We start from the raw sequence: 9789 nt of genomic DNA on the forward strand, positions 1-9789 counted from the left end.
TCAGCAGACCGGCCATGCGCGGTGTGCTGTGAGCGTTCACAGTAGAGAAACGTTCAGGATCCTTGTCAATGGTTGCCGCAGTGCGGGTATGTTGGGCCCGCGCCGACCTGTGCAGTGTGTGTACGTTCCCAAGCGTTCGATCAGTCGGGAGAGATCCATGCCGGAGACCACCCCAACGGGCCTCATCGGGCTCGCCTTCGGTGGGGACTACAACCCCGAGCAGTGGCCGGAGAGCGTCTGGCACGAGGACGTCCGGCTGATGCGCCAGGCCGGCGTCACGATGATGAGCGTCGGGATCTTCTCCTGGGCTCTGCTCGAGCCCTCACCCGGTGTGTACGACTTCGGCTGGCTCGACCGGCTCCTGGATCTGCTCCACGAGAACGGCGTTCGCGCCGACCTGGGCACCCCCACCGTCGTACCGCCCGCCTGGTTCTACCGCGAGCACCCCGAGGCGCTGCCCGTGACCGCCGACGGCGTCCGCTACGAGTTCGGCTCGCGCGGCGCCATCTGTCACAGCAACGCCCACTACCGCGAGGCCGCCGCGCACATCACCACGAAGCTGGCCGAACGCTACGGCGACCACCCGGCCCTGGCGATGTGGCACGTGCACAACGAGTACGGCGTCCCCGTCTCGGCCTGCTACTGCGACTCCTGCGCCGCCCACTTCCGCCGCTGGCTGGCGACCACGTACGGCACGGTCGAGGCGGTCAACGAGGCCTGGGGCACGGCCTTCTGGGGCCAGCGCTACGCCGACCTCGAGCACATCAACCCGCCCCGGCTCACCCCCGCGGCCGTCAACCCGAGCCAGGCGCTGGACTACAAGCGGTTCGCCGACGCCACCATGCGCGAGAACTTCGTGAGGGAGCGGGACATCCTGCACCGCCTCTCGCCGGGCGTCCCGGTCACCACCAACTTCATGACGGCCCTGAGCCAGTGCGACTCCGTCGACTACTGGGCCTGGGGCCGCGAGGTCGACCTCGTCACCAACGACCACTACCTGATCACCGACGGCCGCCGCACCCACGTCAACCTGGCGATGGCCGCCGACCTCACCCGCTCCGTCGCCGGCGGCGCCCCCTGGCTGCTGCTGGAGCACTCCACTTCGGGCGTCAACTGGCAGCTCCGCAACCCCGCCAAGGCCCCCGGCCAGATGGCCCGCAACTCCTTGGCACACGTGGCGCGCGGCTCCGAGGGCGCCATGTTCTTCCAGTGGCGACAGTCCCGGCGCGGCGCCGAGAAGTTCCACTCGGCGATGCTCCCGCACGGCGGCACCGACACCCGCGTCTGGCGCGAGGTCGTCCAACTGGGTGCGTCCGTCGAGGCGTTGAGCGAAATCCGCGGCACGCGCACCGAGGCCGACGTGGCCGTGCTGTGGGACTGGCACTCCTGGTGGGCGCAGAACCTCGACTGGCGCCCCAGCGTCGACCACGACGCCCGCGAGCGCGCCGACGCCTTCTACGAGGTCCTCTACGACCGCCACCTCACCGTCGACTTCGCCCACCCGGAAGCCGACTTGTCGAGTTATCCCCTGGTCGTCGTCCCGGCCCTGTACCTGATGACGGAAGCCGCCGGGCGCAACCTCAAGGCGTACGTCGAGAACGGCGGCACGCTCGTCGTGTCCTACTTCTCGGGCATCGTCGACGAGCACGACGCCGTCCACGAGGGCGCCTACCCGGGCCCTCTGCGGGACGTCCTCGGCCTCACCGTCGAGGAGTTCTCGCCGCTGCTGCCCGGCGAACGGGTGCGCGTCACCGGCCGCGACGGGACCGAGCTGGGTGCCGACGTGTGGACGGAGTTCGTGGTGCCGCGCGGCGCCGACACCGTCCTGACCTACGCCGACGGCCTCACCGCCGGTCTGCCCGCCGTCACCCGGCACCGCCTCGGCGAGGGCACCGCCTGGTACGTCTCCACCCGCCTCGGTGCCGACGGCCTCGACGCGCTGCTCGGCATGGCGGGCGAGGACGCCCGGCTCGCCCCGCGCACCGACCTGCCCCGGGACGTCGAAGTGGTCCGCCGAACCGGCGAGTCGGGCACCTACCTGTTCGCCGTCAACCACACCGGCTCGGACACCAAGGTGCCGCTGGAGGCCACCGGCACCGAGTTGCTCACCGGCGAACGCGCCGCCGGACGCCTCGCGCTTCCGGCCGGAGCCGTCCGGGTCGTCCGGCTCGACGGCTGAACCGACTCCCTCCGCCCCCGCGTGCCACGAGCCGCGGGCGGAAGGGCCCGCCCCTCTCATCCGCTTCCTGACGGCGCCCCCACATCCCCCACGTCGAAGGGACGACGGACCACGATGTTCCGTCCCGGACGCACCCTCGACCTTGGCCAAGCATCGTGGAGGCCGTCCCGAACGGCCGTGGCCTCGGCATCTTCTACTGGGAGGCCACCTGGACCGCGGTGAAGGGCAACGGCTGGGACCCGACCGACGCGTCCTCCGGCAACGGCTGGGAGAACCAGGCGCTGTTCGGCTACGACGACCGGGCGCTGTCGTCGATGTCCTGGTTCCGCCACCGCTGATCCCCGGGGGAGGAGGCCGGACCGGACGCGCCCCCTCCCGTATCAGGGTGCGCCTCAACTCCACTGCCACGTACGGCAGTTCGGAATCGGTCAATGACGCCTGGTGCTGAAAAAGGGACGGCTTCGATCACGCGACAGGGGGAAGACGGGGATCAGGGGCCTTGCACTGTGTCCGCCCGGGTCGTGGGGCCTGGCACCGCGCCTCGCCGCGTTGCCGAAGTGCCCGGGTAGCTCCGCTACCAGAGCACTTAGGCGCCTTGCGATGCACGGCACCGGACCACGCGACCTGATCGGACGCTCATAGTGCAAGGACCCCCCTGAGAGGGCGACGCCGGGAGGCAGGGGCGCGACATGCTGAGGACTCCCACGGACGGGACACGGCTGCGCATCCTGGCCTGGCTGAAGGAGCCCGGCCGCGCCGCCGACGGTGCCACCGCGGACGCCGTCGCCGAGCGGTTCTCGATGCCACACCCGGTGGCCGTCACCCACCTCCGGCTGCTCGAGGCCACCGGCATGCTGCGCGGCAGCCGGGCCTCGGGCCGCGTGTGCTACCACCGCGACGACATGCGGATCGCCGAGGTCGCCCGGATGTTTGAGAAAGGCTGGTAGGCGACCCGGTACGGCGGTATCCCCGACGGAGGAGGGCACGCACGCGATGGACCGTCCCCGAGCACTCGTCCCACGCCACTACGTCGCGGTGGGCCACGGCCCCGAGGACGTGGTCGCCGACCCGCGCGGCCGCGTCCTGACCGGCGTGGCGGACGGCCGCATCCTGCGCCTGGACGGCCTGGCGGACCCGGTCGCGGCACGCGCCGAGGTGATCGCCGAGACCGGCGGCAGGCCGCTCGGGCTCGAACTCCTCCCGGACGGCGATCTGCTGGTGTGCGACGCCGAACGCGGACTGCTGCGCGTCGACATCCGCGACGGCACGGTCCGCGTCCTCGCCGGCTCGGTTGCGGGCGAGCCGCTGCGGTTCTGCAGCAACGTCGTGTCCCTGTCCGACGGCAGTGTCCACTTCACCGTCTCCAGCCGCCGCTACCCCCTGGACCACTGGATCGGCGACATCGTCGAACACACCGGAACGGGACGGCTGCTGCGCCTCGCCCCCGGCGGGCACACCCCGGAGGTGGTGCTGGACGGCCTGCAGTTCGCCAACGGGGTCGCCGTCGGAGTCGACGAATCCTTCCTCGTCGTCGCGGAGACCGGCGCCTGCCGGCTCGTCCGCCTCTGGCTCACCGGACCGAAGGCCGGGCAGAGTGAACCCTTCGCCGAGAACCTGCCGGGCATGCCCGACAACCTCTGGCGCGGTGCTCCCGGCGGACCCATCTGGGTCGCGCTCGCCGGACCCCGCGTCCCACCTCTCGAACTGCTCCACCGCGGCGCGCCCGCGGTCCGCCGTGCCGCCGCACATGTGGCCGTGCGCGCCCCCTTCCGCCCCACCGGCACGATCGGCGTCCTCGCCTTCGACGACCAGGGCCGCGTCGTCCACCACCTCACCCGCCGCCACTCCGGCTACCGCATGGTCACCAGCGTCTGCGAGGCGGGCGGGCACCTGATCCTGGGCAGCGTTCGGGAACGCGGCGTGGCGGTCTGCGAACGGCCCGCTCCGAAGGGGCCCCGAGCCGTACCCGCCCCGGAGTGACCGGAGCCACCCGCCTCGGAGTGACCCACGCCGGGCCGACGGGGTTAACCTGAATGCCGGCCGCGAGCACCTCGCGGCGCGGCGGTGGGGCCCGCCGTACCCGAACCGCGGCACCTACGCCGCCAACGGTCCCTACTTGCGACGGCACGAGCCCGCACGATCCCGGGCACCGGCGAGTAGGAGACGTGATCCATGACAGCCCCCGACAGCCTCCACGTTCAGGCCCCCGCACCGCCTGCGCCTTCCCGGCGTGGCCAGGTACCGGTCGTGGCAGTCGTGGCAGTCGTGGCAGTCGTGGCGCTCGGCGGGGGAGCGGGGGCCGCCGCCCGGTACGCGGCCTCCCTGTGGTGGCCCGAGCACGTGGGCGGCTTCCCCTGGACGACCTTCTGGATCAACGCCGCCGGCTGTGCCGTGATCGGCGTGTTCATGGTGGTCGTCACCGAGATCCGCGCCGCCCACCCCCTGGTCCGCCCCTTCTTCGGCACCGGCTTCCTCGGCGGTTTCACGACGTTCTCGACGTACGCCGTCGGCATCCAGAGGCTGACCGACGGCGGCCACGTCGGCACCGCTCTCGCCTACCTGGCCGCGACCCCGCTCGCGGCGCTCACGGCGGTGTGGCTCGCCGCCTGGTCGACTCGCCGGATCCTGGGCAAAGCGGACAGCAAGGGTAAGGAGTCGGTGTGAACTGGCTGCTGGTCGTCTGCGGTGCGATGGTCGGCGCCCCGCTCCGCTACCTCACCGACCGGGCGGTCCAGTCCCGGCACGACACGGGCTTTCCCTGGGGCACCTTCACGGTGAACGCCGCCGGCTGCCTGATCCTCGGCCTGCTCACCGGAGCCGCCACACAGCTCCAGATGCTGCTCGGCACCGGCCTGTGCGGGGCCCTGACGACGTACTCGACGTTCTCCTACGAGACGCTGCGGCTGGCGGAGACCGGGGCTCCGCTCCGGGCCGCCGCCAACATCGCGGCGAGCGTGGCGGCCGGCCTCGCGGCGGCGTTCGCGGGAGTCGCACTCGCGCGCCTGTGAGAGGCGGGGGCGAGGCGGGCGCCTGAGGCCCTTTCTCACCCGGTGTCCATGAAATCCGTTCTCGCCCATGTGTAGTAAGACGGGGTCCTCTCCGCTCCCGCCTCCTGCACAGAACTGGATCCCATGAGCGTCATCAACGTCGGTCAGGCCGTCGTCCTCGGAGCCGTCGAGGGGGTGACCGAGTTCCTGCCCGTGTCCTCCACCGGCCATCTGAAGATCGCCGAGGGGCTCATGGGCATCCCCGTCGACGACAGTGCCGTCGTCGGGTTCTCCGCGGTCATCCAGGTCGGCGCGATCGCCGCCGTGCTCGTGTACTTCTTCAAGGACATCGTGCGGATCGTCTCCGCCTGGTTCCGCGGACTCACCGACCGCGAGGAGCGCTATCACCACGACTACAAGTTCGCCTGGTGGGTCATCTACGCCACCCTCCCGATCGTCGCCGTCGGACTCGCCGCCAAACCGCTCATCGAGGGACCGCTCGCCTCACTGTGGGTGGTGGCCGGCTCCCTGCTCGTCGGCAGTGCGGTGATGTGGGCGGCGGACCAGATGGGGCGGCACAAGCGCGGTGAGGACGACACCTCGTTCAAGGACGCCATGCTCGTCGGCTGCTCCCAGATCCTCGCCCTGCTCTTCCCGGGCTTCTCCCGCTCCGGCGCCACCATGTCCACCGCGCTCATCCTCGACCTGGACCGCGTCGCCGCCACCCGGCTCTCCTTCTTCCTCGGCATCCCCGCCCTGACCGGCGCCGGCCTCTACGAGCTCAAGGACGCCCTGGGCACCGGCGTGGGCGCCGCCCCGTTGGCCGTCGGCACCCTCGTGTCCTTCGTGGTGGCCTACGCCTCGATCGCCTGGCTGCTGAGGTTCGTCGCCAAGCACTCCTTCAACGCCTTCGTGATCTACCGGATCGTGGTGGGCGTGCTGCTGTTCGGTCTGCTCGGCGCCGGTGTGCTGCACGGCTGACCGCCCGCACGGCCCCGGCCCTGTCGTCCCCGTTCCCCTCGTCGCCCGGCGGGCGGCCCCGCGGCGTCAGGTGCGTCGCACGGCGTCGTGGGGCAGGCGGGACGTGACACAGGGCCCCGGGGGGCCGGAGACCCGGATGCGGTCTTCCGGCCCCGGGACGTCTCTGGCCGGCCCTTGACAGGGGCCTCCCGCGCCCCGGAGGATCACCTCCGTGAACCTGTCAGACAGCCGGACAGCCGGACAGCCCGTGCGTCGCATCAGTGCCATGGAAGCGGTGCTGGCGCACCTGCGCAGTGCCATCGAGCGCGGCGAGTACGCCATCGGCGACAAGCTCCCCTCCGAGGCGGAGCTGTGCCGCACCCTCGAGGTCTCCCGGCCGGTGCTGCGCGAGGCGCTCAGGGCGCTGCAGACCATGGGTCTGACGGTGTCCCGGACCGGCAAGGGCACCTTCGTCGTCGCCAGTACCGTCGAGGACCCCACCTTCGGCGACTACTCGGCCAGCGACCTGCTGGAGGTGCGCCGCCATGTCGAGATCCCGGTCGCCGGGTACGCGGCCCGGCGCCGCACCCCGGAGAACCTCGACCACCTGGCCCATCTGCTGGACCGGATGGAGCGGGAGACGGACACCACCGCGTGGGTCGCGATGGACACGCTGTTCCATCTCGCCGTCGCCGAGGCCGCCCAGAACCCGGTCTTCCGGCGGGTCATCGAGGAGATCCGGGACGCGCTGGCCCGCCAGTCCGCCTTCCTCAACGAGCTGGGCGGCCGCCGCGAGCAGTCCAACCGCGAGCACCGGGCGATCGTCGAGGCGCTGATCGACGGCTGCGAGAACGACGCGGTGGAGGCCATGGACCACCACCTGGACCGCGTCGAGACGACCCTCACCGACATCGTGCGCTCGGCGCGTACGGACACCCCCACGGAAGGCGGAACCGAGGCGTGAGCGAGCAGTCCCTGCACGAAGGCGTGCAGAAACGTTCCGGCCATGTCGATGCCGGCGACGCGGGCTACAGCAAGTCCCTGAAGTCCCGGCACGTCAACATGATCGCCATCGGCGGAGCCATCGGCACCGGCCTCTTCCTCGGCGCCGGCGGCCGCCTCGCCGACGCCGGCCCCTCCCTCTTCATCGCCTACGCCGTCTGCGGCCTCTTCGCCTTCCTCGTCGTCCGCGCCCTCGGCGAACTCGTGCTGTACCGGCCCTCCTCCGGCGCGTTCGTGTCGTACGCCCGCGAGTTCATGGGGGAGAAGGGCGCCTACACCGCGGGCTGGATGTACTTCCTCAACTGGGCGACCACCGGCATCGCCGACATCACCGCCGTCGCGACCTACACCCACTACTGGGGCATGTTCTCCGACATCCCGCAGTGGGTGATCGCACTCATCGCGCTGGCGGTCGTGCTCACCGTGAACCTGATCTCGGTGAAGATCTTCGGCGAGCTGGAGTTCTGGTTCGCGATCATCAAGGTCGGCGCGCTGGTCGTCTTCATGTGCATCGGCATCTTCCTGCTGGTCACCCAGCACCCCGTCGACGGCCACCACCCGGGCCCGTCCCTGATCGGCGACAACGGCGGCGTCTTCCCGCACGGCCTGCTGCCCATGCTGCTGATCATCCAGGGCGTCGTCTTCGCCTACGCCTCCGTCGAACTGGTCGGCGTAGCGGCCGGAGAGACCGAGAACCCCGAGAAGATCATGCCGAAGGCGATCAACTCGATCATGTGGCGCGTCGGCGTGTTCTACGTCGGCTCGGTCGTCCTGCTGTCGATGCTGCTGCCCTGGAACAAGTACACCGCCGGCGAGAGCCCCTTCGTCACGGTGCTGTCCAACATCGGCATCCCCGCGGCCGGTGGCGTCATGAACCTCGTCGTCCTCACCGCCGCGATGTCCTCCCTCAACTCCGGCCTGTACTCCACCGGGCGCATCCTGCGCTCCATGGCCATGGCCGGATCCGCGCCCAGGTTCACCTCCGTGATGAGCCGCAGCCAGGTCCCCTACGGCGGCATCCTGCTCACCAGCGGCATCTGTGTCCTGGGCGTCGGCCTCAACTTCGTCGTGCCCGCCGAGGCGTTCGAGATCGTGCTGAACTTCGCCGCGCTCGGCATCCTCGCCACCTGGGGCATGATCATGATCTGTCACCTCCTCTTCTGGCAGAAGACCCAGAAGGGCGAGCTGACCCGCCCGGGCTACCAACTCCCGGGCTCCCCCTGGACCGAGATCGTGACGCTGGCGTTCCTCGCCTCCGTCCTGGTCCTCATGTACGCCGACGGCGGCGCGGGACGCACCACCGTGCTGTGCCTGCCGCTGATCGTCGGGGCCCTGGTCGCCGGATGGTTCGCCATCCGCGGCCGGGTCGCGCGCAAGTCCACCACCGGATCCGGCGCGTGAGCGACGCGCCGTTCCACGAGAAGCAGGCAGTGATGTTCAGCAGTTCCCTCGCGGACGCACCCCTTGTCCGTGAACCCGTCCACACCCCCGTCGCCCACCTCATACGCGGCGGAATCGTCGAAGGCATCCACTACGGCTCCGTCGTCCTCCTCGACGCCGACGGCGACGTGCGGCTCCAGATCGGAGACATCGAGGCCGCCTTCTACCCGCGCTCCGCCATCAAGCCCGTCCAGGCCGTGGCCATGGTCCGGGCCGGGCTGCCGCTCGACGGCGACCTGCTGTCGCTGACCGCGGCCAGCCACTCCGGCGAGGAACGCCACCTCGCCGGCACCCGCCGCATCCTCGAGATCGCCGGGCTCACCGAGGACCACCTGCGCAACGTCCCGGACCTGCCGTTCGACCCGGTCGTCCGGGACGCCTGGGTACGCGAGGGCCGGCTGCCCTCACGGCTCGCCCAGAACTGCTCCGGCAAGCACGCGGCCATGCTCTACACCTGCGCCCTCAACGGCTGGTCGCTGGACGACTACCTCGACCCGGCCCACCCGCTGCAGCAGGCCGTCGCCGAGATCGTCGAGGACCTGACCGGGCAGCGCATCGCCCGGGTGACCGTCGACGGTTGCGGCGCGCCGCTGTTCTCCATCTCCCTGCACGGCCTCGCCCGAGCCACCGCCCGGATCGCCACCGCCGCGCCGGGCACGCCCGAGGCCCGCGTCGCCGACGCGATGCGCGAGCACGCCGAGATGGCCTCCGGCTCCGGCCGGGACGTCGCCGCGCTGATGAGGGCCGTGCCCGGGCTGCTCACCAAGGACGGCTTCGAGGGCGTCCAGGTCGCCGCGCTGCCCGACGGCCGGGCCGTCGCGGTGAAGATCGCCGACGGTGCGAACCGGGCGCGCGTGCCGGTGGCTGCCGCCGCGTTGGCCCGGGCGGGCGTCGACCCGGAACTGCTCACCGAGTTCGCGGGCGAGCCGCTGCTCGGGGGCGGCCGGGAGGTCGGGCGGGTGCGGCCCGTTCGCTCGCTGGAGCCGGTCGCCGGTTCGGCCCGCGCCTGACGACGTGATCTACCCTCCGGCGACTGCGGGGCCCATGTGGCTGGTCGCGCAGTTCCCCGCGCCCCTTTCCAGGGGCGCTTCCACCCTCCTACCTCGCAGAAGAGGACCCTCACTGTCATGACCGCCGTCACCCGCATCGAGCACGATCTGCTCGGCGACCGTGATGTCCCCGCCGAGGCCTATTGGGGTGTGCACACCCTGCGTGCCACGG

The 9789-nt window shown here is 71.2% G+C and carries 9 protein-coding genes and 1 pseudogene; all 10 read left to right on the plus strand.

The window, feature by feature from the left end; genetic code table 11:
- Window positions 1–157: 157 nt before the first annotated feature.
- The gene (locus tag ACWD1U_RS36710) at window positions 158–2179 is read left to right on the plus strand and encodes a beta-galactosidase (RefSeq protein WP_451113698.1); all 2022 of its coding nucleotides are present in this window, start codon (window positions 158–160) and stop codon (window positions 2177–2179) included.
- Between the two features lie 149 nt (window positions 2180–2328).
- Window positions 2329–2517: pseudogene (locus tag ACWD1U_RS36715) on the plus strand (glycosyl hydrolase 53 family protein); the annotation flags it as partial.
- A 351-nt stretch (window positions 2518–2868) separates the two neighbouring features.
- Window positions 2869–3126 carry an ArsR/SmtB family transcription factor gene (locus ACWD1U_RS36720; protein WP_451113699.1) on the plus strand — a complete coding sequence of 86 codons (258 nt, stop codon included), beginning with the start codon at window positions 2869–2871 and terminating at the stop codon, window positions 3124–3126.
- 46 nt (window positions 3127–3172) lie between these two features.
- Entirely contained in the window at window positions 3173–4159 is a 987-nt protein-coding gene (locus ACWD1U_RS36725) for an SMP-30/gluconolactonase/LRE family protein (protein ID WP_451113700.1), read from the plus strand.
- Window positions 4160–4351: 192 nt separating this feature from the next.
- The gene (crcB, locus tag ACWD1U_RS36730; protein WP_451113701.1) at window positions 4352–4843 is read left to right on the plus strand and encodes a fluoride efflux transporter CrcB; all 492 of its coding nucleotides are present in this window, start codon (window positions 4352–4354) and stop codon (window positions 4841–4843) included.
- On the plus strand, window positions 4840–5187 hold the full coding sequence (gene crcB / locus ACWD1U_RS36735) for a fluoride efflux transporter CrcB (RefSeq protein WP_451113702.1): 348 nt from the start codon (window positions 4840–4842) through the stop codon (window positions 5185–5187). Before crcB (ACWD1U_RS36730) ends, crcB (ACWD1U_RS36735) begins: the two co-directional genes overlap by 4 nt.
- 123 nt (window positions 5188–5310) lie before the next feature.
- On the plus strand, window positions 5311–6147 hold the full coding sequence (locus ACWD1U_RS36740) for an undecaprenyl-diphosphate phosphatase (protein ID WP_451113703.1): 837 nt from the start codon (window positions 5311–5313) through the stop codon (window positions 6145–6147).
- A gap of 265 nt (window positions 6148–6412) precedes the next feature.
- Window positions 6413–7090, plus strand: coding sequence for a FadR/GntR family transcriptional regulator (locus tag ACWD1U_RS36745; protein WP_451113706.1), 678 nt, complete (start codon window positions 6413–6415; stop codon window positions 7088–7090).
- The gene (locus ACWD1U_RS36750; protein ID WP_451113704.1) at window positions 7087–8529 is read left to right on the plus strand and encodes an amino acid permease; all 1443 of its coding nucleotides are present in this window, start codon (window positions 7087–7089) and stop codon (window positions 8527–8529) included. Before ACWD1U_RS36745 ends, ACWD1U_RS36750 begins: the two co-directional genes overlap by 4 nt.
- A gap of 32 nt (window positions 8530–8561) precedes the next feature.
- Entirely contained in the window at window positions 8562–9578 is a 1017-nt protein-coding gene (locus ACWD1U_RS36755) for an asparaginase (RefSeq protein WP_451113707.1), read from the plus strand.
- Window positions 9579–9789: the final 211 nt, after the last annotated feature.

This window comes from Streptomyces sp. NPDC002788, assembly GCF_053592115.1.

Excerpts from the sequence above, each read along its gene's own strand:
- ACWD1U_RS36710 (WP_451113698.1), top strand. The coding sequence starts at position 158 with ATGCCGGAGACCACCCCAACGGGCCTCATCGGGCTCGCCTTCGGTGGG.
- ACWD1U_RS36720 (WP_451113699.1), top strand. The coding sequence starts at position 2,869 with ATGCTGAGGACTCCCACGGACGGGACACGGCTGCGCATCCTGGCCTGG.
- ACWD1U_RS36725 (WP_451113700.1), top strand. The coding sequence starts at position 3,173 with ATGGACCGTCCCCGAGCACTCGTCCCACGCCACTACGTCGCGGTGGGC.
- crcB (WP_451113701.1), top strand. The coding sequence starts at position 4,352 with ATGACAGCCCCCGACAGCCTCCACGTTCAGGCCCCCGCACCGCCTGCG.
- ACWD1U_RS36740 (WP_451113703.1), top strand. The coding sequence starts at position 5,311 with ATGAGCGTCATCAACGTCGGTCAGGCCGTCGTCCTCGGAGCCGTCGAG.
- ACWD1U_RS36745 (WP_451113706.1), top strand. The coding sequence starts at position 6,413 with ATGGAAGCGGTGCTGGCGCACCTGCGCAGTGCCATCGAGCGCGGCGAG.
- ACWD1U_RS36755 (WP_451113707.1), top strand. The coding sequence starts at position 8,562 with ATGTTCAGCAGTTCCCTCGCGGACGCACCCCTTGTCCGTGAACCCGTC.